This window comes from Pseudomonas sp. B21-010 (assembly GCF_024749325.1).
Lineage (GTDB): Bacteria > Pseudomonadota > Gammaproteobacteria > Pseudomonadales > Pseudomonadaceae > Aquipseudomonas > Aquipseudomonas kilonensis.
On the sequence record NZ_CP087198.1, the window covers coordinates 5,458,860 to 5,484,718 of the forward strand.

The window sequence follows — 25,859 nt, forward strand, 5'->3', positions numbered from 1 at the left end:
CGACTCACGCACAATAAAAACAAGACGGCGAGAGGCGCAGCTAACTGATTCTTTTGGAGAGGCGTTGTATTTGGGGCTTGCCCCACAACCAGGCCGAGAACAATAAAAACTGTCTCAAGACAGGTGCCTGAACTGGTTGGATCGATAGATCACTGCAACACAGCGATCAAAGCAATCCGTTTGCTCTTGGCTCCCGATTGGGAGGGTCACGAAGGGAAAACCTCGTGACGCGGGCACTCAACAAAAACAAGAAGCCCAAAACCAATAATAAAAACAGAGCACGTAACTAATTCTGGGGGAGCTTCGGCTCCCCTTGTGGTTTCTGTCGTTCCGACTCCCCGCAGCCTACAAGGCTTGTCGCTGAAGCTTGCAGCTCTAAACTGCTCCGTCCTACACCATCCCTCGACTAAATGCTAGAATCTCGGCCCATCATGCGGTCATTCTTCGTTTTTGGCCGAATATTCCTTCAAACAGTGCATCCCATGCTGAAGAAGCTGTTCCAGTCATTCCGTTCTCCCTTGCGTCGTACGCAACACATTCGCAGCACGCCTGAAGTGCTCAACAGCGGCCAGCATTCACTGCAAAAGGCCCAGTTCAGCCGGTATGCGGTGAACATCGTCGAACGTTTGCAGAACGCCGGTTACCAGGCTTACCTGGTCGGTGGCTGCGTGCGCGACATGCTGCTCAACATCACCCCCAAGGATTTCGACGTCGCCACCAGTGCCACGCCGGAACAGATACGGGCCGAATTTCGCAATGCGCGGATCATTGGCCGGCGCTTCAAACTGGTCCACATCCACTTCGGTCGCGAAATCATCGAAGTGGCGACCTTCCGCGCCAATCACCCGCAAAACGATGAAGAGGAAGACAGCAACCAGTCTTCCCGCAACGAAAGCGGGCGCATCCTGCGCGATAACGTCTACGGCACGCTGGAAGAAGACGCGCAACGCCGCGACTTCACCATCAACGCCCTGTATTACGATCCGGTCAGCGAGCGCATCCTCGATTACGCCAACGGCGTACACGACATTCGCAATCGCCTGATCCGCCTGATCGGCGACCCCAAGCAGCGCTACCAGGAAGACCCGGTGCGAATGCTGCGGGCCGTGCGTTTCGCCGCCAAGCTGGATTTCGGCATCGAAAAACACAGCGCCTTGCCGATTCGTGAACTGGCGCCGATGCTGCGCGAAATCCCTTCGGCGCGCCTGTTCGAGGAAGTGCTCAAGCTGTTCCTGTCGGGCAACGCCGCAGACACCTTCGAGATGCTGGTGGACCTGCAGTTGTTCGATCCGCTGTTCCCCGCCAGTGCCGAGGCCCTGGAGCACAACCCGACCTACACCCACACCTTGATCAGCGAAGCACTGACCAACACCGACCTGCGCATCAAGCAGAACAAGCCGGTGACGCCTGCGTTCCTGTTCGCCGCGTTGCTCTGGCCTGCCCTGCCGGCTCGGGTGCTGCGCCTGCAAGAGCGTGGCATGCCGCCGATCCCGGCGATGCAGGAAGCCGCCCACGAGCTGATTGCCGAACAGTGCCAGCGCATCGCCATTCCAAAACGCTTCACGATGCCGATCCGCGAGATCTGGGACATGCAGGAGCGCCTGCCACGGCGCAGCGGCAAGCGTGCCGACCTGCTGCTGGACAACCCGCGTTTCCGCGCCGGCTACGACTTCCTGCTGCTGCGTGAAAGCGCGGGCGAGCAGACCGATGGCCTGGGTGAATGGTGGACCGATTACCAGGACGCCAACGACAGCGAGCGCCGCGACATGATTCGCGACCTCAGCGGCAAGGATGACGGCGCCAGCGGCCCGCGCAAGCGCCGTCGCAGCAGCGGTGCCAAGCGCAAGCGTGCCGGTGTACCGAGCGCATCGGGCGAGTAATCGATGGAACGCATCTACATCGGCATGGGCAGCAACCTGGCCGAACCCGCCGAACAATTGCGCAGCGCCGTCCAGGCGCTGGCGCAATTGCCCGACACCCAACTGCTGGGGGTCTCGGCGTTTTATCAGAGCGATTCCCTGCTGCCCGGCCAGCCGCGCTACACCAACGCGGTGGCGGCGCTGGACAGCCGCCTGGCACCGCTGGACCTGCTCGATGCGCTGCAAGCCATCGAAACCGGACAAGGTCGCGAACGCCTGGAACGCTGGGGCCCGCGCACCCTGGACCTGGACATCCTGCTGTTCGGCGATCGCCTGATCGACGAGCCTCGCCTCAAGGTACCTCACTACCACATGCAAGCCCGAGCCTTCGTGCTGTACCCACTGGCCGAGTTGGCGCCCGCCGACCTGCTGCTCGCCGATGGACGCTCACTTAAGGATCTCCTCGCGGCGTGCCCATTCGTTGGTCTGGAACGCTTGCCGCCTATCTGACGAAGACCATCCCCTGTGGGAGCGAGCTTGCTCGCGATAGCGGTGTAGCAGTCGACATTTATATTGACTGGCCCGCCGCCATCGCGAGCAAGCTCGCTCCCACAGGATCCGGGACCCAGCCGTCAGATCCGAAACACGCCTCTACGCTGAAACGCATCAGTAACCCCGGTAACACCCGGCGGTAACACATCCAATTGACTTCCCGAGTGCTCCTCACGACTATAGGCGTCCCGTTGCCGCCAATACGGCGCTGAAGGGCGCAATCCAGGCCTTACAAGCACCACACATAAGAAGGTGCGCCTGTATCGATAACGAATCATGCGCGTTACTTGCAGTAATTCACGAGCGCCTAATGAGGACTTTTTCATGCCAGCTATTACCCTGACCACGCTGCAAGGTCTCAAGCAAAAAGGTGAAAAAATCACCATGCTGACCTGCTATGACGCAACTTTCGCCCACGCCTGCAATGAGGCCGGTGTCGAAGTGTTGCTGGTGGGCGATTCCCTCGGCATGGTGCTGCAAGGTCACGACAGCACGCTGCCGGTGACCACCGCCGAGATGGCCTACCATGTGGCCGCCGTCAAACGCGGTAACACCGATGCACTGATTCTTGCCGACCTGCCGTTCATGGCCTACGCCACCCTCGAACAAACCATGACCAACAGCGCCATGCTGATGCAGGCCGGTGCCCACATGCTCAAGGTCGAAGGTGCGTTGTGGCTGGCCGATTCGATTCGGCTGCTGGCCGAGCGGGGTATCCCGGTATGCGCGCACATGGGCCTGACCCCACAATCGGTCAATATCTTCGGTGGCTACAAGGTCCAGGGTCGCAATGAGAACCAGGCACGGCAGATGCGCGCCGATGCGATTGCGCTGGAGCAGGCTGGCGCGGCGATGTTGCTGCTCGAATGCGTGCCCAGCGAGCTGGCGGAAGAAATCACCCAGGCGGTGAAGATCCCGGTGATCGGGATCGGCGCCGGCCACGCCACCGATGGCCAGGTACTGGTGCTGCACGACATGCTCGGCCTGTCGATCACCGGTCGCGTGCCCAAGTTCGTGAAGGACTTCATGGCCGGGCAGACGTCCATCCAGGGCGCGTTGAGTGCCTACGTCGCCGAAGTCAAGGCCGTAACCTTCCCTGGCGCCGAGCACGGGTTTTCTGCATGAACACCGTCAAAACCGTACGCGAACTGCGGGCCGCCGTGGCCCGTGCCCGCGGCGAAGGCAAACGCATCGCCTTCGTGCCGACCATGGGCAACCTGCACAGCGGCCACGTGGCGCTGGTCACCAAGGCCGCGCAACGGGCCGATTTCGTAGTGGCGAGCATTTTCGTCAACCCCCTGCAATTCGGCGCTGGCGAAGACCTGGACAAATACCCCCGCACCCTGGCGGCCGACCAGGAGAAACTGCTCCAGGCCGGCTGCCATCTGCTGTTCGCGCCCAGCGTCGACGAGATGTACCCCGACGGCATGGCCGGGCAAACCCGGGTCAGCGTCCCGCAATTGTCCGAAGGCTTGTGCGGTGCCAGCCGTCCAGGGCATTTCGAAGGCGTGGCGACGGTGGTCAGCAAGCTGTTCAACATGGTCCAGCCTGACCTGGCGGTGTTTGGCCAGAAAGACTTCCAGCAACTGGCGGTGATTCGCGCACTGGTCCATGACCTGAACATGCCGATCCAGATCATCGGCGAGCCGACCGTTCGCGCCGAGGACGGCCTGGCGCTGTCCTCGCGCAACGGCTTCCTCAGCCCGGATCAACGTGCCGTCGCGCCCGTGGTCTATCGCGTCCTGAGCCAGATCGCCGAGGCCATCAAACAGGGCCGACGAGATTTCCCGGCACTGATCGACGAGCAGCTCAAGCAACTCGAAGCCGCCGGCCTGCGTCCCGATTACCTGGAAATCCGTCACGCCAAGACCTTGCGCCCGGCATTGAGCGAGGACCGTGACCTGGTGATTCTGGTGGCGGCCTTCCTCGGTACCACACGCCTGATCGACAACCTGCACCTGGACCTCGACACCCCCGCCTGAACCCACACCCGTCCCAATCTGGGGGTGGGCCTTGTGGGAGCAAAGCTTGCTCGCGATAGCGGTCTGATATTCGACGTACGTGTCGAATTTGACCACGTCATCGCGAGCAAGCTTTGCTCCCACATACCGACTGCACGTGCAAATCCCTCGCGTATTGCCGCCCCACAAGGCTTCAGGCAGACTGCCCGCCGTTCGGACCCGACCAGAGGAAACATTCATGCATGCCATCATGCTCAAGGCCAAGCTGCACCGCGCCGAAGTCACCCACGCCGTGCTCGATTACGAAGGCTCCTGCGCCATTGATGGTGAGTGGCTGGACCTGTCGGGAATCCGCGAATACGAACAGATCCAGATCTACAACGTCGACAACGGCGAACGCTTCACCACCTACGCCATCCGTGGCGAGGAAGGTTCGCGGATGATCTCGGTGAACGGCGCCGCAGCGCACAAGGCCAAGGTGGGTGATCGTGTCATCATCTGCGCCTACGCCCACTACAGCGAAGCTGAGCTGGTCAACTTCAAGCCCCGCATGCTGTACATGGCGCCAGGCAATGAACTGAGCCACACCAGCAATGCGATTCCGGTGCAGCTCGCCTGATCGAACCCGAACGATATCTGTGTACAAGCCTGTGGGAGCAAAGCTTGCTCGCGATAGCAGTGTGTCAGGCGACATCCATGCAACTGGTCCATTGCAATCGCGAGCAAGCTTTGCTCCCACAGCGAACCATTCCCGCCCCCTGCTGTATAAAAAAGTACCGGGAATCGGTCAGACAAAGCCAAGACAGATCGCAACACGAGGTTTACTGTAGTCGCCCTGTGTCCGGCGATCATGTCGATGCAGTGTCCGGACGCCCACCTCAAGCCGCGCCGGAGTTTTTAGTGTACAAAAGGCCGTTCAAGTAAAAAGGAAACCCGCAGCGATGGCGTATTACCGAACCCCTCATGACGTGACCGCTCTGCCAGCCTGGCAAGCGCTGAATGACCACCGCAAAGCCATGCAGGATTTCAGCATGCGCGAAGCGTTCAATGCCGATCCGCAGCGTTTTACTCAATTCACCCTGTCGAGCTGCGGCCTGTTTCTCGACTACTCGAAAAACCTGATCAACGCCCAGACCCGCGATCTGCTGGTGGGCCTGGCCAACGAAGTCGACCTCAAGGGCGCGATCAAGTCACTGTTCGAAGGCGAAATCGTCAACGCCTCGGAAAACCGCCCTGCCCTGCACACCGCCCTGCGTCGGCCGGTGGGCGACAAGTTGCTGGTCAACGGCGTCAACGTGATGCCGGACGTGCACAAAGTGCTGAACCAGATCACCGACCTGGTGGGCCGCATTCACGACGGCCTGTGGCGCGGCTACACCGAAAAGCCCATCACCGACGTGGTGAACATCGGCATCGGTGGTTCTTTCCTCGGCCCGGAGCTGGTGTCCGAAGCGCTGTTGTCCTACGCGCAAAAAGGCGTTCGCTGCCACTACCTGGCGAACATCGACGGCAGTGAGTTCCACGAACTGACCATGAAGCTGCGCGCCGAGACCACGCTGTTCATCGTCTCGTCGAAATCCTTCAACACCCTCGAAACCCTGAAGAACGCCCAAGCCGCCCGCGCCTGGTACCTGGCCCAGGGTGGCTCCGAAGCGGAGCTGTATCGCCACTTCATCGCCGTGTCGAGCAACAATGCCGCCGCCGTGGCCTTCGGCATCCGCGAAGAAAACATCTTCCCGATGTGGGACTGGGTTGGCGGGCGTTACTCGCTGTGGTCGGCCATCGGCCTGCCGATCGCCCTGGCCATCGGCATGTCGAACTTCAAGGAATTGCTCTCCGGCGCCTATTCCATGGACCAGCATTTCCAGAGCGCCCCGTTCGAACAGAACATGCCGGTGCTGCTGGCGCTGTTGGGCGTGTGGTACGGCAACTTCTGGGGCGCGCAGAGCCATGCGATCCTGCCGTACGACCACTACCTGCGTAACATCACCAAGCATTTGCAGCAGTTGGACATGGAATCCAACGGCAAGAGCGTGCGCCTGGACGGTACGCCGGTGTCGACCGACACGGGCCCGGTGATCTGGGGCGGCGTTGGCTGCAACGGTCAGCACGCCTACCACCAGTTGCTGCACCAAGGCACCCAGTTGATCCCGGCCGACTTCATCGTGCCGATCGTCAGCTTCAACCCGGTTTCCGATCATCACCAGTGGCTGTACGCCAACTGCCTGTCCCAGAGCCAGGCACTGATGCTCGGCAGGACCCGCGCCGAAGCCGAAGCCGAGCTGCGGGACAAGGGCGCCAGCGAAGAAGAGGTGCAGAAACTGGCCTCCCACAAGGTGATCCCGGGCAACCGTCCGAGCAACACCCTGGTGGTCGAACGCATCAGCCCACGTCGCCTCGGCGCACTGGTGGCGCTGTATGAACACAAGGTGTTCGTGCAAAGCGTGGTCTGGGGCATCAACGCCTTCGACCAATGGGGCGTGGAACTGGGCAAGGAACTGGGCAAGGGCGTCTACAACCGCCTGGTGGGCAGTGAAGAAAACCCGGCCGAAGATGCCTCGACCCAGGGCTTGATCAACTACTTCCGCGGTCGTCACCGCGGCTGATCGTCCCCACGCTCCCACAGCTCACCGCTGATCCCTGTGGGAGCGAGCCTTGTGGGAGCAAAGCTTGCTCGCGATAGCGGTCTGACATCAACCTATCTGTTGAATGTGACGCCGTCATCGCGAGCAAGCTTTGCTCCCACCAAGCTCGCACACAGTTGCTTTGTGCATGACTTGAACCCCCAGGCGACTGGGCGCATCTTTATGACTTGTCGCAAAACAAGAATAAGGAACCGTCATGTTCGATATCAGCCAGTACCCCCAAGCCGATGCCGTCCGCCGGGCTGCGCAACTGAGTCAGGACGAGTACAAGCGGCTCTATAAAGAATCCATCGAACACCCCAGCGCCTTCTGGGCCGAGCAGGCCACCCGCTTTCTCGACTGGATGACGCCCTGGCAAACCGTCCAGCGCTATGACCTCAAGAACGGCGACGCGACCTGGTTCGCCGGTGGCAAGCTGAACGTCAGCGCCAATTGCATCGACCGTCACCTGCAAACGCGCGGCGACCAGACGGCAATCATCTGGGAAGGCGACGACCCCGCCGAGTCGGCAGAAATCACCTACAAAAAACTACACAACCATGTGTGCCGCCTGGCCAACGTGCTGAAAAGCCGTGGCGTGAAGAAAGGCGACCGGGTCTGCATCTACATGCCGATGATCCCCGAGGCCGCCTACGCCATGCTCGCCTGTACCCGCATCGGCGCGGTGCATTCAGTGGTATTCGGCGGTTTCTCACCGGACTCGCTGCGCGACCGGATTCTCGATGCCGACTGCCGCACCGTGATCACCGCTGACGAAGGTGTACGCGGCGGGCGCTTCGTACCGCTCAAGCGTAACGTCGACAAGGCCCTGGAAAGTTGCCCGAACGTCAGCACCGTGCTGGTGGTCCAGCGCACCCAAGGCGAGGTGGGCTGGGTAGAAGGCCGTGACCTGTGGTACCACCAGGCCATGCACGAGATGAGCGACGACTGCCCACCGGAACCGATGGACGCCGAAGACCCGTTGTTCATCCTCTACACCTCCGGCAGCACCGGCAAACCCAAGGGCGTGCTGCACACCACAGGCGGCTATCTGCTGCAAGCGGCGATGACGTTCAAGTACGTGCTCGACTACCGCGACAACGAAGTGTTCTGGTGCACCGCCGATGTCGGCTGGGTCACCGGCCACAGCTACATCGTCTACGGCCCGCTGGCCAATGGCGCCACCACGTTGATCTTCGAGGGCGTGCCGAGCTACCCGAGCAGTTCGCGCTTCTGGCAGGTGATCGACAAGCATCAGGTCAACATCTTCTACACCGCACCGACCGCCCTGCGCGCGCTGATGCGCGAAGGTCCCGGACCGTTGCAGGAAACGTCCCGCAAAAGCCTGCGATTGCTCGGCACCGTTGGTGAGCCGATCAACCCGGAAGCGTGGGAATGGTATTTCAACACGGTAGGCGAACAGCGCTGCCCGATTGTCGATACTTGGTGGCAGACCGAGACCGGCGGCATCATGCTCAGCCCGTTGGTGAGTGCCCCACGGCTCAAGCCAGGCTGCGCCACCCGGCCGATGTTCGGCGTGCAACCGGTCTTGCTGGATGAAGTGGGCAAGGAAATCAACGGCGCCGGCAGCGGCGTCCTGGCGATCAAATCCAGTTGGCCCGGGCAGATTCGCAGCGTCTACGGCGATCATCAACGCATGGTCGACACCTACTTCAAACCCTACCCTGGCTATTACTTCACCGGCGACGGCGCGCGCCGCGACGAAGACGGCGACTACTGGATCACCGGACGCATCGACGACGTGATCAACGTCTCCGGGCATCGCATCGGCACCGCCGAGGTGGAAAGCGCCCTGGTGCTGCACGACAACATTGCCGAAGCCGCCGTCGTCGGCTATCCCCATGACCTCAAGGGCCAGGGCATCTATGCCTTTGTCACGCCGATGAATGGTGTGGAGGCCAATGACGAGCTGAAGAAAGAACTGCTGGCCCACGTCAGCAAGGAAATCGGCAGCTTCGCCAAGCCGGAACTGATCCAGTGGGCGCCGGCGTTGCCCAAGACCCGTTCGGGCAAGATCATGCGACGCATCCTGCGCAAGATCGCCTGCAACGAACTCGACAGCCTTGGTGACACCTCGACCCTGGCCGATCCCAGTGTGGTGGAGGGGCTGATCGACAAACGCCTCAATCGCTGAGGATTCCTGTGGGAGCGAGCTTACTCGCGATGGGGCCCTGTCAATCTAGACCGCCATCGCGAGCAAGCTCGCTCCCACAGGGACCACGCCGGCCATAACTGCTAAACTCCCGCGCCTCATTTCTCTAAGGCGCGCCCGGCATGTCTTCCTTGAATCAGGCGCTGCGCGCCGCCCTCGACCAGCGCCAGGAGCTGCTCGGCCAACTGCATCAGCAAGGCACCGACTGCTATCGCCTGTTCCATGGCAGCCAGGAAGGCGCCCCCGGCCTGACCATCGACCGCTACGGCCCGCAACTGCTGGTACAGAGCTTCCATCAGTCGCTGGAGCGCGACGACCTGCTGCAACTGCACGGCATCGTCAACGAACGGCTGGGACTGGAGACTTTGTTGGTCTACAACGACCGCGCCCGGGGCAATTCGCGCGTCGACCGCCAGGACACTGTCTATCAGGCGGACGAGGCCGCCCTGCAAGACCTGGTCGGGCATGAATGGGGCTTGAATTATCGCGTCCGCGGTCGCCATGCCGGGCAGGATCCACTGCTGTTTCTCGACCTGCGCAACGCCCGGGGCTGGGTCAAGGCACACAGCCACAATAAAAGCGTGCTGAACCTGTTCGCCTACACCTGCGGCGTCGGCCTGAGCGCCGCGGCCGGTGGTGCGCGGGAGGTGTGCAATCTGGACTTCGCCGAAGGCAACCTGGCGGTGGGCCGCGAAAATGGCCTGCTCAACCCCGATTTGCCGCCGATGGAATTCGTGCAGTCGGATTACTTTCCGGCGATTCGCCAACTGGCCGGCCTGCCCATCAGCCAGCGCCGCGGGCAGAAACTACCCAGCTACGTGCGCCTGGAGCAACGCCAGTACGACCTGGTGCTGCTCGATCCACCGGCCTGGGCCAAAAGTGCGTTCGGCACCGTCGACCTGTTGCGCGATTACCAAAGCCTGCTGAAACCGGCCCTGCTCACCACCGCCGACGATGGTGTGCTGATCTGCTGCAACAACCTGGCAAAAGTGCCCATGGACGACTGGCGCGAGCAGGTGTTGCGTTGTGCGGAAAAAGCCGGTCGCCCGGTGCGCGAGTGGAGCGTGCTGACGCCCGGCAGCGATTTCCCTTCCCGGGATCAGCAGCCGCCGCTCAAGACGCTGATCCTCCAGCTCTAAGTCCGCGTCGGGATTCTCACCGAGAAAACCAGACAATTCTCATAAATCACAGTGGCTTCGGAACCGTAAACGCGTGCCATACTCCAAGGCATTCCGAATTCACACCAAGATGAAGCCGCACATGCCCAAAGGATTGATTCGCGCCATCGGCGCTCTGTTGACCGCACTGGCCCTCTACAGCCTGTTGGGCTTTCTGATTTTGCCGGGCATCGCCTTGCGCATCGCCAACCAGCAACTGGCCGCCCTTGCGACGGTGCCGGCGCAGATCCAGCGCATCGAACTCAATCCCTTCAGCCTTGAAGTCACCCTCTGGGGCCTGAATATCGGCGAACCAGGCAAGGAACAGGTCGGCTTCGAACGGCTGTATGCCAATCTGCAGCTCGACAGCCTGTGGTCCGGCGCCTTGCACCTGGTCGACATCGAGCTGGACAAGCCCAAGACCGAAGTGATGTTCGCCAAGGACGGTCAGTTGAACCTGCTGGGCCTGTTCAAGCTGCCGGCCAGCGAACCGACGCCTGCCAACCCCGAGGCCAAGCCGTTCCCCCTGCGGGTCGAGCGAATCAAGTTGGCCGGCGGCTATGTGCATTTCCAGGACCTGCGCCCCAGCGAACCCATTGAGTTTCTCTACGACACCCTCGATTTCGAGCTGAAAAACCTCAGCACCCTGCCCGACGACAATGCCGACATGACCCTGGTGGCTGCTGGCCCCGAAGGCGGACAGATCGACTGGACCGGTAATTTCAGCCTCACGCCGATTGCCTCCCAAGGCACGCTCAAAGTCACTGGCGGCCAAATGAAAGCCTGGTGGCCCTATGTGCGCGACGCCGTGCCGCTGGTTCTGGAAAACGGCGTCCTGAACCTCAGCACCGACTACAAGCTCAACCTGGCCAAGGGCACCGAACTGCTGCTCAACAACGCCGCGGTCAGTGTCGCGCCCTTCGCCATCAAGACACCCGATGGCCGTCCATTGGTAAAGCTCGAACGCCTGGACGTGAGCGAAACCTCGGTAGACCTGGCCAAGCAGCAAGTCATCGTGGGCAAGATCCGCAGCCAGAAGCTGGAAACCTGGGCCGCTCGCGAGGCGGACGGGCAGCTGGACTGGCAGAAACTCTTCGCCAGCCAGCCGGCCAAACCGCAGGTCAAGGCTGAACCGGCATCCGCCCCGGCAGCGGCAGACTCGCCAAAAGCTGAACCGGCACCGCCCAGCAAACCCTGGCAGGTGATGTTGAAGGATGTGCAACTGCGCGACTATAAGGTGCACTTGGCCGACCGCCAGGCCCAGCCCGCCGTGGCACTGGAGGTCGGCCCGCTGAACCTCGACCTGCAGAACTACGACACCCTCAACGGCTCACCCTTTGCCCTCAAGCTGGACACCGGGATAGGCAAGCAGGGCAAGATCCTGGCCGACGGCGAGGTCAACCTGAACCCGATCACCGCCAAGCTCAAGGTCAAGACACAGGACGTCGACCTGCGCGTCGCCCAGTCGTACATCAACCCGTTCATTCGCCTGGAGCTGCGCTCCGGGATGCTCGGCAGTGACCTGGCGGTCGACCTCAAAAGCACCGAACCGCTGGCATTTGCCGTCACCGGCCGTGCCCAGGTCGATCAGTTGCACACCCTCGACACGCTCAAGACCCGCGACTTCCTCAAGTGGCAGAGCCTGGTCCTCGAAGGCCTGAATTATCAGCACGGGGACAGCCTGTCCATCGACAAGGTCAACCTGTTCCAGCCTTACGCGCGCTTCATGATCAACGACGACCGCACCACCAACGTCGATGACCTGCTGATCCCGCAACCGGCCGACAGCGGCACCAAGAAAGCCGCGGCAAAACCGCCGTCCCAGGAAAAACCGCTGGGCATCCACATCGGTGGTATCGCCATCAATGACGGTTCGGCCAACTTCGCCGACTTCAGCCTGACGCCCAATTTCGCCACGGCCATCCAGCAGCTCAATGGCCAGATCGGCACCATCGACAGCCGCCAGGCCAAACCGGCCAGCGTCGACATCAAGGGCAAGGTCGATCGCTATGCACCGGTCACCATCAAGGGCGCGGTCAACCCCTTCGACCCGATGGCCAGCCTCGACATCGCCACCAGTTTCAAACGGGTCGAGCTGACCACCCTGACGCCCTACTCCGGCAAGTTCGCCGGCTATCGCATCCGCAAGGGTCGGCTCAATCTCGACCTGCATTACCAGATCACCAAGGGCAAGCTCCAGGCGGAAAACAAAGTGGTGGTCGAGCAACTGCAACTGGGGGAGAAAGTCGACAGCCCGGACGCCGTGAGCCTGCCACTCAAACTGGCGGTCGCCTTGCTCAAGGATTCCGACGGTAAGATTTCCATCGAACTACCCGTGTCCGGCGATCTCAACGACCCGCAATTCAGTATCATGCCAATCGTCTGGCAGACCCTGCGCAACCTGTTGGTACGAGCGGCCCAGGCGCCGTTCAAACTCATCGGTGGGCTGGTGGCCGGTGGCGGCTCGGAAGACCTGGGCAGCGTGGCGTTTGCGCCGGGCTCCAGCGACCTGAGCAAGGACAATGAAGGCGTGCTGCTCAAACTGTCCGAGGCCCTTGGCAAACGTCCGGAGCTGCGCCTGGAGATCGAAGGCACCGCCGCCGAAAGCAGCGACGGCCCACTGCTCGCCGCCCAGCGCCTGGAACGCGAATACCAGTACAACTACTACAAGATGCTGCAGCGTCGGGGCGACAAAGTACCGGCCCAGGCCTCGCTGATACAGGTGCCCGAGGATGAAAAGGCACCGCTGCTCGAAGGCATCTACCGCACCCGCCTCAAGACCCAACCGCCCGCCGAATGGACGCAATTGGACAAAAAGACGCGCATCGAGAAACTGCGTGAAGGCGTGATCAAGTTCTGGAGCGGCAGCGACGTGCTGCTGCGTCAACTGGGGCAGGAACGGGCCAGCAGCATCAAGGACTTCCTGGTGGACAAAGGCCAGTTGGCCGACGACCGCGTGTATTTCATTGACGCCAACCTCGGCCAGGCCGAGAGCGATGGCCGGGTGATTACCCCGATGCATCTGGATGCCGAATAAGATGAAACCCTGGTGCGGGCTCAGCCTGGGTCTATTGCTCGCCACCGGCCAGGCCGCGGCTGCCGACACGCTGCGTTGCGGCAGCCAGTTGATCAGCGTCGGCGACCGCTCCAGCGAAGTGCTGCAAAAGTGCGGGGAGCCAGCGGCGCGGGATGACCTGGGCTACAAACGCAGCGTCAATCGCCGGGAGGAATATCCGGTGGAAGAATGGACCTACGGCCCCAACAGCGGCATGTATCAGTACCTGCGCTTCGAGGGGAATCGGCTGGTGCAGATCAACAGCAAGCGGGGGCGGTGAATGTACCACCGCCATCGCGAGCAAGCTCGCTCCCACATTTTGATCGCATTCCTGCTGGAAGAACTCGGGTCGCGGCGCAAGCAAGCTTGATCGCTGTTTCCTGAAAGAACCCGCCCCCCTGTGGGAGCGAGCTTGCTCGCGATAAGCGCAACTCGGTTTCCCAGCCTGCTCCACAAACCTCACCCGCACTTTTCCTCTCCCGGAATAGAACAGGCCCCCGGCACGAATGCCGGAGGCCTGTAATGGCCACGTCCGTGTGGCCTTTCGCATGAACTCCAAAGCAACGGCAAACGTATATCCTGGCCCGCTTGCCGCGCCTTCTCCCAGTCCAGGCGAGAAGTATTAGCCTTACTCGGCTTTCAGGCCGTCAGCCGATACGGCCTTGACGCCTTTGATTTTCTTGGCGATTGCCACAGCGGTGTCTTTTTGTGCATCAGTGACTTTGGTCATCGAAGACAGGGACACAACACCTTTGTTGGTTTCGACTTTGATATCTGTGCCTGGAATGCCTTTTTCAGTGACCAGATCAGCTTTGACCTTGGTGGTGATCCAGGTATCGGAAACGTCTTCCTTGGCCTCTGTCACTTCGCCCGCAGCCAGCATCATTGGCGCCTGAGTTGCTTGAGTGGTCTCGGCGAATGCGCTAGCCATAGTCAGGGTCAGAGCGGTAGCAGCGGCGGCAGTGATAGCGAACTTCTTCATACGAGTAACTCCTGTTTTTCTCAGAATCTGTCGGAGGTGGATCCCGGCAGGGTTAGCAGGAGTAGTGCGAAGGTTGTGCCAGTTTTAAGAAATTAATTAATTCCTTATAAATCAATTAGTTAAGCGAAGCGGCGAAATTCAGAATCATGCAAATTGCATGAGCCTCCCATTTTCAACATGCAACATGCCGATCCTGCCTTGCCGCTTAGCTGATAAATCAAGAAGGGTTTGCACGGCAAGGGAGCGGGCCCCCTTCGCCGCGCGAGTATCAGGTGCCAGGGCAAGAGATCGGCAGGTATTCCTTGGCTGCGGTGGATCCGCATGTCCAGAGGCCGTTGACATCACGGCTGAGGGTGATCGTCTTACCTACTACGGAGGCAGGGGCGTTCAGGAGGGTACAAACGATGGTGCCTGCCGTCGTAGCCGTACCTGTTACCGAAATTGTGCAGTTGCTGGTTGTGGTCGGGGCGTTCATGAGGGTCAACGTTGGAGTAACGCCCTGATTCATCTGATCCTCGTACGCCACCTTCAGCGCCGAGATTTCCCCCAGCCCGGCGGTAGCCTTCGCCCGCGCTTGGTACCTGGAATATTGCGGCAACGCAAACGTCGCCAGAATGCCGATGATCGCCACGACGATCAGCAGCTCGATCAGCGTAAAACCCTTCTGCTTATTCATAGACATCTCCATAGCATGAGTCGAAATCTCATGACCTGAAACGGCCATTGCAGGGCACATGCCAACCCTCAAGTCTCATCAATAAAGGGGGTTGAACCCGCCCAACGGCGACGTCCTACCTCAACAACCGCACTATCTGACGTTTTTTGTCACCCTGCCCCGCTGGTTTGGCGCCAAGCCTTGACTAGGCTATAAGTCATGAATCGTTCGCCGTCGGGATTCCCATGAATGACATCGCCCTCAGCGGCCTGACCAAGCAATTGGTGTTGGCCGAACTGCTCACCGAGCAAAGTGCGCAACAGGCGTATCAACAGGCTCAACGCAGCCGCATCCCCCTGGTCAGCTATCTGGTGCAGAACAAACTGGTCCAGAGCCGCCAGGTCGCGGAGATTGCCTCGGAGCATTTCGGCGTCGCCCTGCTGGACCTCAACAGCCTGGACAAAGAAACCCAACCCAGCGGCCTGGTCAGCGAAAAACTGGTGCGCCAGCACCACGCCCTGCCGCTGTGGCGGCGTGGCAACAAACTGTACGTGGGCATCTCCGACCCCACTAATCACCAGGCCATCAACGACATCCAGTTCAGCACTGGCCTGACCACCGAAGCCATCCTGGTGGAGGACGAAAAGCTCAGCGAGGCCATCGAAAAGTTCTTCGAATCCAGCAGCACCGGCCTGGAAGGCATGGGCGATGTCGACCTCGACGGCCTGGACATCGAATCGATCGACGACACCAAGCAGGATGCCATCGGCAGCCAGGACGCCGACGACGCGCCCGTGGTGCGCTTCGTCAACAAGATGTTGCTGGACGCCATCAAGGGCGGCTCTTCCGACCTGCACTTCGAGCCCTATGAAAAGATCTATCGGGTGCGGGTGCGCACCGACGGCATGCTGCGGGAAGTGGCCCGCCCCCCGATCCAACTGGCCAACCGTATCGCCGCCCGCCTGAAAGTCATGGCCAGCCTGGATATTTCCGAGCGGCGCAAACCCCAGGACGGCCGGTTGAAAATGCGCCTGTCAAAAACCAAATCCATCGACTTCCGGGTCAACACCCTGCCCACGCTGTGGGGCGAAAAGGTGGTGATCCGGATCCTTGATCCGTCCAGTGCGCAAATGGGCATCGATGCCCTGGGCTACGAACCGGACCAGAAAGACCTGTACATGGCCGCCCTCAAGCAACCGCAAGGGCTGATCCTGGTGACCGGCCCGACCGGCTCGGGCAAGACCGTGTCGCTGTACACCGGGCTGAATATCCTCAACACCGTGGACATCAACATTTCCACCGCCGAAGACCCGGTGGAGATCAACATGGAAGGCATCAACCAGGTCAACGTGAACCCGCGCCAGGGGTTGGACTTCGCCCAGGCCCTGCGTTCGTTCCTGCGCCAGGACCCGGACGTGATCATGGTCGGCGAGATCCGCGACCTGGAAACCGCCGAGATCGCCATCAAGGCCGCTCAGACCGGGCACCTGGTGCTCTCCACCCTGCACACCAACAGCGCCGCCGAAACCCTGATCCGCCTGCAGAACATGGGCATTCCAGGGTTCAACATCGCCACCGCCGTGCACCTGATCATCGCCCAGCGGCTGGCGCGCAAGCTGTGCAGTCACTGCAAGAAAGCCATCGAGGTTCCCGAGGAAACCTTGCTCAAGGAAGGTTTCCCTCGGGAACGCATTGGCACATTCACGATCTATGAGCCGGTCGGTTGCGAACAGTGCAACAACGGCTACAAAGGGCGCGTGGGGGTTTACGAAGTGGTCAAGAACACGCCCGAGCTGCAACGGTTGATCATGGCCGAGGGCAACTCGCTGGAAATCGATCTGCAAATGCGCAAGGACGGTTTCAATGACCTGCGCACGTCGGGGCTGCTCAAAGTGATGCAGGGCGTCACCAGCCTCGAAGAAATCAACCGGGTCACCAAGGATTGAACATGGCGGTCAAGGCAGTCAAAACCGATGTTTACACTTGGGAAGGCAAGGACCGCAAAGGCACAAAAATGAGTGGCGAGCTGACGGGCCAGAGCCCGGCGCTGGTCAAGGCACAACTGCGCAAACAAGGCATCAACCCGCAGAAGGTGCGCAAGAAATCCACCTCGATATTCAGCAAGGGCAAGCGCATCAAGCCGCTGGATATCGCCCTCTTCACCCGCCAGATGGCCACGATGCTCAAGGCTGGTGTGCCGCTGTTGCAGGCGTTCGACATCATTGGCGAAGGCTTCGACAACCCCAACATGCGCAAGCTGGTGGACGAGGTGAAGCAGGAAGTCGCCGCCGGCAACAGCTTCGCCGCGGCGCTGCGCAAGTGCCCGCAATATTTCGACGAGCTGTACTGCAACCTGGTGGACGCCGGCGAACAGGCCGGTGCCCTGGACACGCTGCTGGACCGGGTCGCGACCTACAAGGAAAAGAGCGAAGCGCTCAAGGCCAAAATCAAGAAAGCCATGACCTACCCTGCGGCCGTGGTCCTCGTTGCCGCAGTGGTCACGGGGATCCTCTTGGTCAAGGTTGTGCCGCAATTCGAATCGGTATTCTCCGGGTTCGGCGCGCAGCTGCCAGCCTTCACGGTAATGGTCATAGGCCTGTCGGAAATCATGCAGCAATGGTGGTGGGTGATGCTTGGCGGGTTGGTAGGGGCATTTTTTGGCGTGAAGTACGCGCTCAGGCGTTCGGAGCCCTTTCGCGACTGGCGCGACAAATGGCTGCTCAAGCTGCCGCTGATAGGCACCTTGCTGTACAAATCCGCCGTGGCCCGCTACGCCCGCACGCTTTCCACCACCTTCGCCGCCGGCGTGCCGCTGGTGGAGGCCCTGGATTCGGTGTCTGGTGCCACCGGCAATGTGGTGTTCAAACGTGCCGTGCTGCGCATCAAGCAGGAGGTCTCGACCGGCATGCAGTTGAATTTCTCCATGCGTGCCTCAGGGATCTTTCCGAACCTGGCGATCCAGATGACCGCCATCGGCGAGGAATCCGGCGCGCTGGACGACATGCTCGACAAGGTGGCGAGCTTTTATGAGGCCGAGGTGGACAATCTGGTGGACAACCTCACCAGCCTGATGGAACCCTTCATCATGGTGGTCCTGGGGGTGGTCGTCGGTGGCCTGGTGGTCGCCATGTACTTGCCCATCTTTCAACTCGGCTCTGCGATCTGACATGCCCCTGAGCGAATTCTTCGTGCTGTATCCCCTGGCTTTCGTGCTCGTTGCAGCACTGCTCGGCCTGATCATCGGCAGCTTCCTCAACGTGCTGGTGTGGCGCCTGCCGAAGATGCTCAACCGCGAATGGCGCCTGCAGGCTCACGACCTGCTGGGCCTGCCGGCCGAAACCCCTGGCCCGGTCTACAACCTGATGCTGCCACACTCCCAGTGCCCGCACTGCGGCCATCGCATCCGCGCCTGGGAAAACATTCCGCTGCTCAGCTACCTGATGCTGCGCGGCCGCTGTTCGGGCTGCGCCGCGCCCATCGGCAGGCGTTACCCCCTGACCGAATTGGCCTGCGGTGCGTTATCGGCGTTCGTCGCCTGGCATTTCGGCTTTGGCTGGCACGCCGCGATGGTGATGGTGTTGACCTGGGGCCTGCTGGGCATGAGCCTGATCGACGCCGAGCATCAATTGCTGCCCGATACCCTGGTGCTGCCGTTGTTGTGGCTGGGTTTGATCATCAACAGCTTCGGGCTCTTCGTGTCCTTGAACCAGGCGATGTGGGGCGCGGTGGCCGGCTATCTGGCGCTGTGGTCGGTGTTCTGGGTGTTCAAGCTGATCACCGGCAAGGAAGGCATGGGCTACGGGGATTTCAAGCTGCTGGCGATGCTCGGCGCCTGGGGTGGCTGGCAGATCCTGCCGCTGACGCTGCTGCTGTCGTCGCTGGTGGGCGCCGTTGTCGGGGTGATTGTGCTGCGCTTGCGTGATGCCCCGGGGTCGACGCAGATCCCCTTTGGACCCTATCTGGCCATTGCCGGCTGGATTGCCTTGCTCTGGGGTGGTCAAATAACCGACTTCTATTGGCAGTCTGTCGGTTTTTAATGAATACCTCAGTGAAAAAACCCTGGATTCTCGGCCTGACCGGTGGCATCGGCAGCGGCAAGAGCGCGGCGGCCCAGCACTTTATCGACCTGGGCGTGCACGTCATCGACGCCGATCATGCGGCGCGCTGGGTGGTCGAGCCCGGGCGCCCGGCCCTGGCGAAAATCGCCGAGCACTTCGGCCCCGGCGTATTGCAGGCCGACGGCGCCCTGGACCGGGCGGCGTTGCGCAAGCTGATCTTCGAGAATGCCGATGAACGCCGCTGGCTCGAGGCGCTGCTGCATCCGCTGATCGCCGAGGAAATCGCCCATCATCTGGCCCAGGCACAATCGCCCTATGCGATCCTGGTATCGCCGCTGCTGATCGAGTCAGGGCAGTACGCCACGACCCAGCGGATCCTGGTGATCGATGCGCCGGAACAATTGCAGATCGAACGTACGTTGCAGCGCGACCAGACCAGCGAACAGCAGGTCCAGGCGATTCTCAAGGCCCAGTCCAGCCGCCAGGATCGCCTGAGCCATGCCGACGACGTGGTGGTCAATGATCGCGACCTCGCCTGGCTGCACAGCGAGGTCGAGCGCCTGCATCACTTTTACCTTACTTTGCGTGGAGGCCAATCATGAGCCAGACCCCAACCGTTGATTGCCCAACCTGCGGCGCCCCTGTGGAATGGACCCCGGAGAGCAAATTCCGGCCGTTCTGCTCTGACCGCTGCAAGCTGATCGACCTCGGCGCCTGGGCGTCGGAAGAACACAAGATTCCGGTCAGCCCCGACGCCGAGGACGAGCTGTTCAGCGAAGACTTCGAGCCTCGCTCACATCATTAAGGCCGCATGAAACCGTAGTCCTGTTCATCGTCGAGGTTCTCCGCCAGGAAACTCAACTCATCGGCCAGGTCTTCAGCGCTGCGCACTGTCTTGCTCTGTTGCACGATCGCACTGAGCAAGGCGCGCAGGCTCAAGCCCGGGTCAAAACCGATCTCCATTGCGGCATCGTGGCTACGCCTGATCTCTTGTCTCGCCCACTCATAAACACTCATGGTTGTGCTCCTGGAAATTTTCCAAAGCATGAAGGGCGTGTGGTGGTGCAGCCTTGACGTGAATCAAGGCTTGTCATCATCGTTCCACGGCGCCGACAGGTAGCGCGTGCGGTTGAAGGTCTCCAGCCATTCGGGACTGAACACCACCAACGCGCTGATCACCATGCCGTTGATGAAGGCCTCGGGGAAGATGATCAACCAGAGGTAGCCGACAAAATCTTCCAGCCAGTAAGGCATGGCGAATATACCGTCGTACCACAGCAGGCCAAGCCCCAGCAGCAGGCACGCCAACGCCGAAAGCGCGGCCGCGAGAAAACCCGAACAGAAGATATACACGAACAGATTGCGCGGCTGGGCGCGCTCCACCAGGATCGCGCAGCACTCGGTGACCAGCACCGGCAACAGGATCAGCAGCGCACCGTTGACCCCTACCGCGGCCATGTCCTGACGGCCCAGCAGTACCAGCACGAGCTGCGCGCACAAACCACCGAGGATTGCCAAGGGCCAGTCCAGCAACAGCGTCACGGCAGTCATGCCGATGAAGTGATACGAGACACCCGTATCGAAATCCCGGCGCACCAGCCACAGCATGAACAACGCCAGCACTGTGCCGAACAACAGGTGCTGGCGACGGCTGTCGGTGAACAGCTCGACCCACGGTGCCCGTACCACGGCCCAGACCAACACCGGCACATACATCAGCCAACCGGCCGCCAGGGTCTGCGGTGAAAGCAGTTCGGCACCGATCATGGGCTACTCCTGCGAGAACTTGAACGCCGTCCGTGCGCTACTCGATAGCGACACTTCCCGGCTGTTGTACCAAGGCCATTGCAAACTTACCAAAGCCTACCGACCAATCCGAATAGTCATTCTCGTGCATGAAGATGAAAACGTCTTGCGGACGAACCTGGGCTTGAACCCCGAGATTGTCCGCGATTTTTTTGTAGAGCTCGCGCTTCATCGCATCACTGCGGCCCCTGCGCATCGTAATCTCAATCACGATCAAATGGTCTGAACGAGCCACACCGTTAAACGTGCTGCTGTAGAAAAACTGTTCAGGGTCGTAGTCCGTGACCAGGTTGAACAATTCATCCTCGGGCATACCAATGCTCTCGACCAGCGCTTGATGTATGCCATCGACGATGCGCTGACGTTGTTGCTGGCTGGTGCCCTTGATGACGGCGGTACGAACGAATGGCATGTGAGGTGCTCTCAATTTGATAGGGAATGCCCCTCAATCCTGGCGACCCGGAACAGTCGGCAAACACTGCAGGAACTGGGGAATTCTGCAAAATCCGCGCGATACCTGATATCGATTTATACGCGCGATGTAATTGAGTTAAAGTCACTTTATGAAACGTCGCCTCCCCCCATTGAATGCACTGCATACCTTCGAGGCCGCTGCCCGACTGGGCAAAATGATCGCGGCCGCCGAGGAGCTGTCTGTCACGCCTGGCGCCGTGAGTCGCCAGGTACGCCAGCTGGAGTTGAGTCTTGGTGTGGACCTGTTCGAAGGCCCAAAAAACAAACCTCAGCTCACCGCAGCCGCAAGAGAACTGCTGCCGGAACTAACGGCCGCACTGGATCAGATCGAGGCTGCGGTGAGCAGGATCCGAGACACGGCGACAGGCACCTTGGACGTGTCCTGCTTCAGCACGTTTACGGTCAAGTGGCTGATACCGCGTCTTTTCGACTTCAATACGACTTACCCAGAGATCAAGATTCGCCTGAGCTCACCGGTTCATGGGAGCGATCCGGGCCGGGATCGCTATGACGTGATGATCACGGCTGAACAGGGCATCGTGGGCGAACCAAAAAACACCGTCCGGCTATTTCCTGAACGATTGGGCGTCGTGTTGTCGCCCACCTTATCGGCGCGTATTCAATTAACCGACTTGGGCTCGATTTTCAGCCATCCCCTCCTGCATACCAAAACCCGTCCGGATGCCTGGGCAAACTGGGGGGATGCGATTGGACACCAGGCCACGGCGCCGGCCGGGCTGGAATACGAGCATTATTACTTTACGTTGGAGGCGGCGATTGCCGGGCTGGGGATTTGTGTCGCCCCGTGGCATCTGGTGGCTGACGACATTCGTCTTGGCCGCCTGGTGGCACCGTTTGGGTTTCGCCCGAGTCGCTACGTCTATGTCGCCAAGCGCAGCGCGCAGCAGAGCAAGAAGTTGGATTTGTTTTGCGCTTGGTTGGCGTGTCAGGCTGAACAGGATGATCTATTGGGTCCTGCCTGGGGGTAATGCTGTTCACTTGAGCGGTTATCGGAGATTGGGCCTTCCATTCTGAGGTCTGTTTCAGCGTAGGTGTGTATATCCGTTTCTGCGGTAACGGCTGCTTATGGTTCCGCTCTTACAGCGGGTCACTTTCGAAAAGCGCGAAAGTAACCAAAGCGCTTCTGCCCCACCACTCGGTGCCTCGCTTAGGCTCGGCATGCCTGAACGAAGGCATTGCTCCGTGGGCCGCCGCGAAGGGCCATCCATGGCCCAGCGCGGCTAACCCGGCATCCATGCCGGGTTGCCCACTGCGCAATACCTTCGTTCAGCCAGCGTGGTTAATGGGGCGCCGAGATCAACGTCCACCGCGAGGCGGCCTGGTAGCCGACCTGGTTCTTGGTGGGACCGCGTTTTTTCCTGTGGGAGCGAGCTTGCTCGCGATAGCGGTGGTGCAGTTTACGGTGATGTTGGATGTGCCGGCCTTATCGCGAGCAAGCTCGCTCCCACAGTTTTTTGTATCGTATGTAAATGTTGTGAACATCCGAAAATCCCTGTGGGAGCGAGCCTGCTCGCGATAGCGGTGGTGCAGAGGCATAGAGGCTCGACCCCTTGCTTTAGGCTCCAAGTGAATAGCATTACCTGGCCTGAGCGGAAATTTGCTCCCATCACAGCAGCTTTATTTTTTTTGATCACATTTGAACGCTAAGCTTGGGCTCATGGATGACTCCGATTACTTACGCCTGCTGACCATCGCGGCCGAGCAAGCCAACGCCTTTCTCTCCAATGCCCGCAAATGGGAGCGTGAGCGTTGGGTCTGTCAGCGCCTGCTGCAAGGGCTGAACGTGCCTTATCGCGCCGACGAGTTCGCGCCGGCCGGCGAGCCGCCGGACGTGTTGTTTCGCGATGCCAATTTCGAGGTGTTTTTTGTGCTCGACGAAGGTCGACGCCTCAATGACGAATGGCGCGATGAACTGCAACGCCGCCGCAGCGCCTTCTCCCTGAGCCAGCTAGTGCGTCGCGAGGCCAAGCCACGGCGGATCCCGGCCAATGAGTTCCTGATGCGGCTGGCCCCGACCCTGCGCAAGAAAGCTCACAACTACACCGAGCGCGGCATGGACCTGGGTGACCTGGACATCATCGCCTTCGCCAGCCTCAAGCGCGAAGTGCTGGACCTCAACAGTCACTTCCCACCGCCGACCGAATACCTGCGCCAGGGCTGGCGCTCGCTGTCACTGGTGGGGCCGACGTTTGCCCGGGTACTGTTCGCCCACCCCGACGCGCCGGACTTCCTGCGCAGCAACCTGGGTCGCAGCATCGTGTTCGATGTCGGGATCAGCCTGTGAGCCCACTGCAGGAACTGATTGCCGCTGTGCCCCAGCAAGGCCGCGTACGCTGGATTGGCGTACGACCCCAGGGCCATGCACCCATGATCGAACTGGACGCCGTGGAAGCCCGCCTGGAGGCTGGATTGACCGGCGATCATGCCCGCCCCGGCGTGCGCAATGCGCGGCAAGTGACGCTGATCCAATGGGAGCACCTGGCCGTGATCGGCTCGCTGATGGGCCGCCCCGAGGGCCGGCCCCTGCTGCCACAGGAGCTGCGACGCAATATTGTGGTCAGCGGCATCAATCTGTTCAGCCTCAAGGGCCGGCGCTTTCGCATTGGCCAAGCCATTTTCGAAACCACCGGCTGGTGCCAGCCGTGTGCCCGATTGGAGCGAAACCTCGGCGAAGGTACGTTCCAGGCGGTACGCGGCCATGGCGGAATCACCGCCCGGGTGTTAAAAAGTGGAATCATTCGCCTGGACGACAGCCTGATCGTCGAACCCGTTCCGGCGAGCGGCTACGCTGCTTTCAATGCCGGCTAGCCGGACGCTGTAACGTCTTCACATTCCGCAACGTCTACCTGACGAGGCCTTTTATGACCAGCCGCCTGAACCCAGAAGACCAGAAGCATGTCGAAGAGTACCTGCAACTGTCCCAGCACCGAGTCGAGCGCCGGCCTTTCCGGCCGTGGATGCTCCTGGTGGTGGTACTGGCCGTGACCATCGGCCTGGGCCTGTTGAGCCGACTGATCAGTTACCTGACGCTATGAGCCGCGTTTCGCTCGCTCGGGTAACGGCACCGATTTCCTTTAGCCTTGCGAGATATCCCCATGACTCATCGTATTGTCATCGTTGGCGGCGGCGCCGGCGGTCTGGAGTTGGCTACCCGTCTGGGTAAGACTCTGGGCAAGCGCGGCACGGCCAGTGTGATGCTGGTCGACGCGAACCTGACCCACATCTGGAAACCGCTGCTGCACGAAGTGGCCGCCGGCTCCTTGAACTCCTCCGAAGACGAACTCAACTATGTCGCCCAGGCAAAATGGAACCACTTCGAGTTCCAGCTGGGGCGCATGAGCGGCCTGGACCGCGAGCGCAAGAGAATCCAACTGGCCGCCACCTATGACGAGACCGGCGTCGAGCTGTTGCCGGCCCGGGAACTGGGCTACGACACCCTGGTGATTGCCGTCGGCAGCACCACCAATGACTTCGGCACCGAAGGCGCGGCGCAGCACTGCCTGTTCCTCGACACTCGCAAACAAGCCGAGCGCTTCCATCAGCAACTGCTTCATCACTATCTGCGCGCCCACGCCGGGCAGACCGATATCGTCGAGCGCATCAGCGTCGCCATCGTCGGCGCCGGTGCGACCGGGGTCGAACTGGCCGCCGAGCTGCATAACGCCGCCCACGAACTGCATGCCTACGGCCTGGACCGGATCAAACCGGAGAACATGCACATCACCCTGATCGAAGCGGGCCCACGCGTCTTGCCGGCCCTGCCGGAGCGTATCGGCGGACCGGTGCACAAGACTCTGGAAAAACTCGGGGTCAACGTCATGACCAACGCCGCCGTCAGCCAGGTGACCGCCGACAGCCTGATTACCGCGGATGGCAAAGTGATCGACGCGAGCCTGAAAGTCTGGGCCGCCGGGATTCGCGCCCCGGACTTCCTCAAGGATATCGACGGGCTGGAGACCAACCGGATCAATCAGCTGCAAGTGCTGCCTACGTTGCAGACCAGCCGCGACGAGAACATCTTTGCCTTCGGCGACTGCGCCGCCTGCCCGCAACCCGGCAGCGAGCGCAACGTCCCGCCCCGCGCCCAGGCCGCGCACCAGCAGGCCTCGCTGCTGGCCAAGTCCTTGAAACTGCGGATCGAGGGCAAGGCCCTGCCCGAATACAAATACACAGACTACGGCTCGCTGATCTCGCTGTCGCGGTTCTCGGCGGTGGGCAACCTGATGGGCAACCTGACCGGCAGCGTGATGCTCGAAGGCTGGCTGGCGCGGATGTTCTACGTGTCGCTGTACCGCATGCACCAGATGGCGCTGTACGGCATGTTTCGCACGGCCATGCTGATGCTGGGCAGCAAGATCGGGCGTGGGACTGAGCCTCGGCTGAAGTTGCACTGAGGCCTTACTGACGATCGTTCCCACGCTCTGCGTGGGAATGCAGGCCGGGACGCTCCGCGTCCTTTGTGACGCAGAGCGTCACTGGATT

25 protein-coding genes are annotated in these 25,859 nt (G+C 60.9%); 20 read left to right on the forward strand and 5 right to left on the reverse strand.

Features of this window, described 5'->3' with window-relative positions:
• Nucleotides 1-482 precede the first annotated feature (482 nt).
• The 10 genes from LOY50_RS24320 to LOY50_RS24365 all read left to right on the forward strand — a co-directional run bounded on the left by LOY50_RS24320 (nucleotide 483) and on the right by LOY50_RS24365 (nucleotide 13,661).
• Nucleotides 483-1,880, forward strand: a complete 1,398-nt coding sequence (locus tag LOY50_RS24320) for a polynucleotide adenylyltransferase PcnB (protein WP_253469434.1) — start codon at nucleotides 483-485, stop codon at nucleotides 1,878-1,880.
• Between the two features lie 3 nt (nucleotides 1,881-1,883).
• Nucleotides 1,884-2,369, forward strand: coding sequence for a 2-amino-4-hydroxy-6-hydroxymethyldihydropteridine diphosphokinase (folK, locus tag LOY50_RS24325; RefSeq protein WP_258689389.1), 486 nt, complete (start codon nucleotides 1,884-1,886; stop codon nucleotides 2,367-2,369).
• 366 nt (nucleotides 2,370-2,735) lie between these two features.
• On the forward strand, nucleotides 2,736-3,536 hold the full coding sequence (panB, locus tag LOY50_RS24330) for a 3-methyl-2-oxobutanoate hydroxymethyltransferase (RefSeq protein ID WP_018609283.1): 801 nt from the start codon (nucleotides 2,736-2,738) through the stop codon (nucleotides 3,534-3,536).
• The gene (panC, locus tag LOY50_RS24335) at nucleotides 3,533-4,393 is read left to right on the forward strand and encodes a pantoate--beta-alanine ligase (RefSeq protein WP_258689390.1); all 861 of its coding nucleotides are present in this window, start codon (nucleotides 3,533-3,535) and stop codon (nucleotides 4,391-4,393) included. Before panB ends, panC begins: the two co-directional genes overlap by 4 nt.
• Nucleotides 4,394-4,610: 217 nt before the next feature.
• Nucleotides 4,611-4,991, forward strand: a complete 381-nt coding sequence (panD, locus tag LOY50_RS24340; protein ID WP_003205654.1) for an aspartate 1-decarboxylase — start codon at nucleotides 4,611-4,613, stop codon at nucleotides 4,989-4,991.
• 322 nt (nucleotides 4,992-5,313) lie between these two features.
• Nucleotides 5,314-6,978 carry a glucose-6-phosphate isomerase gene (gene pgi / locus LOY50_RS24345; protein ID WP_258689391.1) on the forward strand — a complete coding sequence of 555 codons (1,665 nt, stop codon included), beginning with the start codon at nucleotides 5,314-5,316 and terminating at the stop codon, nucleotides 6,976-6,978.
• A gap of 235 nt (nucleotides 6,979-7,213) precedes the next feature.
• Nucleotides 7,214-9,151: an acetate--CoA ligase gene (gene acs, locus LOY50_RS24350; RefSeq protein WP_258689392.1), complete on the forward strand. Its 1,938-nt coding sequence runs from the start codon at nucleotides 7,214-7,216 to the stop codon at nucleotides 9,149-9,151.
• Between the two features lie 140 nt (nucleotides 9,152-9,291).
• On the forward strand, nucleotides 9,292-10,308 hold the full coding sequence (locus LOY50_RS24355; protein WP_258689394.1) for a class I SAM-dependent rRNA methyltransferase: 1,017 nt from the start codon (nucleotides 9,292-9,294) through the stop codon (nucleotides 10,306-10,308).
• Between the two features lie 121 nt (nucleotides 10,309-10,429).
• Nucleotides 10,430-13,363: a DUF748 domain-containing protein gene (locus tag LOY50_RS24360; protein WP_258689396.1), complete on the forward strand. Its 2,934-nt coding sequence runs from the start codon at nucleotides 10,430-10,432 to the stop codon at nucleotides 13,361-13,363.
• Between the two features lies 1 nt (nucleotide 13,364).
• On the forward strand, nucleotides 13,365-13,661 hold the full coding sequence (locus LOY50_RS24365) for a DUF2845 domain-containing protein (RefSeq protein ID WP_253469448.1): 297 nt from the start codon (nucleotides 13,365-13,367) through the stop codon (nucleotides 13,659-13,661).
• A gap of 348 nt (nucleotides 13,662-14,009) precedes the next feature.
• Here the strand turns inward: LOY50_RS24365 and LOY50_RS24370 are convergent, their stop codons facing one another.
• A complete protein-coding gene (locus tag LOY50_RS24370) occupies nucleotides 14,010-14,363 on the reverse strand; it encodes a BON domain-containing protein (protein ID WP_003205664.1) in 354 nt (117 codons plus the stop codon).
• A gap of 268 nt (nucleotides 14,364-14,631) precedes the next feature.
• Nucleotides 14,632-15,039, reverse strand: a complete 408-nt coding sequence (locus LOY50_RS24375; protein ID WP_214512613.1) for a pilin — start codon at nucleotides 15,037-15,039, stop codon at nucleotides 14,632-14,634.
• 224 nt (nucleotides 15,040-15,263) lie between these two features.
• Between LOY50_RS24375 and pilB the strand changes: the two genes are divergently transcribed.
• From pilB to yacG, 5 genes are read left to right on the forward strand one after another with little or no spacing between them, the layout of a single operon-like run.
• Nucleotides 15,264-16,964 carry a type IV-A pilus assembly ATPase PilB gene (gene pilB / locus LOY50_RS24380; protein WP_258689399.1) on the forward strand — a complete coding sequence of 567 codons (1,701 nt, stop codon included), beginning with the start codon at nucleotides 15,264-15,266 and terminating at the stop codon, nucleotides 16,962-16,964.
• Nucleotides 16,965-16,966: 2 nt separating this feature from the next.
• Nucleotides 16,967-18,184, forward strand: coding sequence for a type II secretion system F family protein (locus LOY50_RS24385; protein ID WP_214512611.1), 1,218 nt, complete (start codon nucleotides 16,967-16,969; stop codon nucleotides 18,182-18,184).
• Nucleotide 18,185: 1 nt separating this feature from the next.
• Nucleotides 18,186-19,055: an A24 family peptidase gene (locus LOY50_RS24390; RefSeq protein WP_253469458.1), complete on the forward strand. Its 870-nt coding sequence runs from the start codon at nucleotides 18,186-18,188 to the stop codon at nucleotides 19,053-19,055.
• Nucleotides 19,055-19,678 (forward strand): dephospho-CoA kinase, encoded by a 624-nt coding sequence (coaE, locus tag LOY50_RS24395; protein ID WP_258689400.1) that lies wholly within the window; start codon nucleotides 19,055-19,057, stop codon nucleotides 19,676-19,678. The genes LOY50_RS24390 and coaE overlap by 1 nt, the downstream gene beginning before the upstream one ends.
• Nucleotides 19,675-19,881 (forward strand): DNA gyrase inhibitor YacG, encoded by a 207-nt coding sequence (gene yacG, locus LOY50_RS24400; RefSeq protein ID WP_214512608.1) that lies wholly within the window; start codon nucleotides 19,675-19,677, stop codon nucleotides 19,879-19,881. Before coaE ends, yacG begins: the two co-directional genes overlap by 4 nt.
• Here yacG and LOY50_RS24405 read toward each other — a convergent pair.
• From LOY50_RS24405 to LOY50_RS24415, 3 genes are all read right to left on the reverse strand, one after another.
• Complete coding sequence (locus LOY50_RS24405; protein WP_053125334.1) at nucleotides 19,878-20,093, reverse strand: hypothetical protein; 216 nt, start codon at nucleotides 20,091-20,093, stop codon at nucleotides 19,878-19,880. The genes yacG and LOY50_RS24405 overlap by 4 nt on opposite strands.
• 63 nt (nucleotides 20,094-20,156) lie before the next feature.
• Nucleotides 20,157-20,843, reverse strand: a complete 687-nt coding sequence (locus tag LOY50_RS24410) for an energy-coupling factor ABC transporter permease (protein WP_258689401.1) — start codon at nucleotides 20,841-20,843, stop codon at nucleotides 20,157-20,159.
• A 37-nt stretch (nucleotides 20,844-20,880) separates the two neighbouring features.
• Nucleotides 20,881-21,294: a tautomerase family protein gene (locus LOY50_RS24415; RefSeq protein ID WP_253469466.1), complete on the reverse strand. Its 414-nt coding sequence runs from the start codon at nucleotides 21,292-21,294 to the stop codon at nucleotides 20,881-20,883.
• A 151-nt stretch (nucleotides 21,295-21,445) separates the two neighbouring features.
• On the opposite strand from LOY50_RS24415, the gene LOY50_RS24420 reads away from it, so the two are divergent.
• The 5 genes from LOY50_RS24420 to LOY50_RS24440 all read left to right on the forward strand — a co-directional run bounded on the left by LOY50_RS24420 (nucleotide 21,446) and on the right by LOY50_RS24440 (nucleotide 25,771).
• Nucleotides 21,446-22,345 carry a LysR substrate-binding domain-containing protein gene (locus LOY50_RS24420; RefSeq protein ID WP_258689402.1) on the forward strand — a complete coding sequence of 300 codons (900 nt, stop codon included), beginning with the start codon at nucleotides 21,446-21,448 and terminating at the stop codon, nucleotides 22,343-22,345.
• Between the two features lie 689 nt (nucleotides 22,346-23,034).
• Nucleotides 23,035-23,661: a DUF1780 domain-containing protein gene (locus LOY50_RS24425; protein ID WP_003205682.1), complete on the forward strand. Its 627-nt coding sequence runs from the start codon at nucleotides 23,035-23,037 to the stop codon at nucleotides 23,659-23,661.
• On the forward strand, nucleotides 23,658-24,185 hold the full coding sequence (locus tag LOY50_RS24430) for an MOSC domain-containing protein (RefSeq protein ID WP_253469472.1): 528 nt from the start codon (nucleotides 23,658-23,660) through the stop codon (nucleotides 24,183-24,185). The genes LOY50_RS24425 and LOY50_RS24430 overlap by 4 nt, the downstream gene beginning before the upstream one ends.
• A 53-nt stretch (nucleotides 24,186-24,238) precedes the next feature.
• Entirely contained in the window at nucleotides 24,239-24,412 is a 174-nt protein-coding gene (locus tag LOY50_RS24435) for a DUF3094 domain-containing protein (protein ID WP_003205686.1), read from the forward strand.
• Between the two features lie 60 nt (nucleotides 24,413-24,472).
• Nucleotides 24,473-25,771 (forward strand): NAD(P)/FAD-dependent oxidoreductase, encoded by a 1,299-nt coding sequence (locus LOY50_RS24440; protein ID WP_214512604.1) that lies wholly within the window; start codon nucleotides 24,473-24,475, stop codon nucleotides 25,769-25,771.
• The last annotated feature ends 88 nt before the right edge of the window (nucleotides 25,772-25,859 follow it).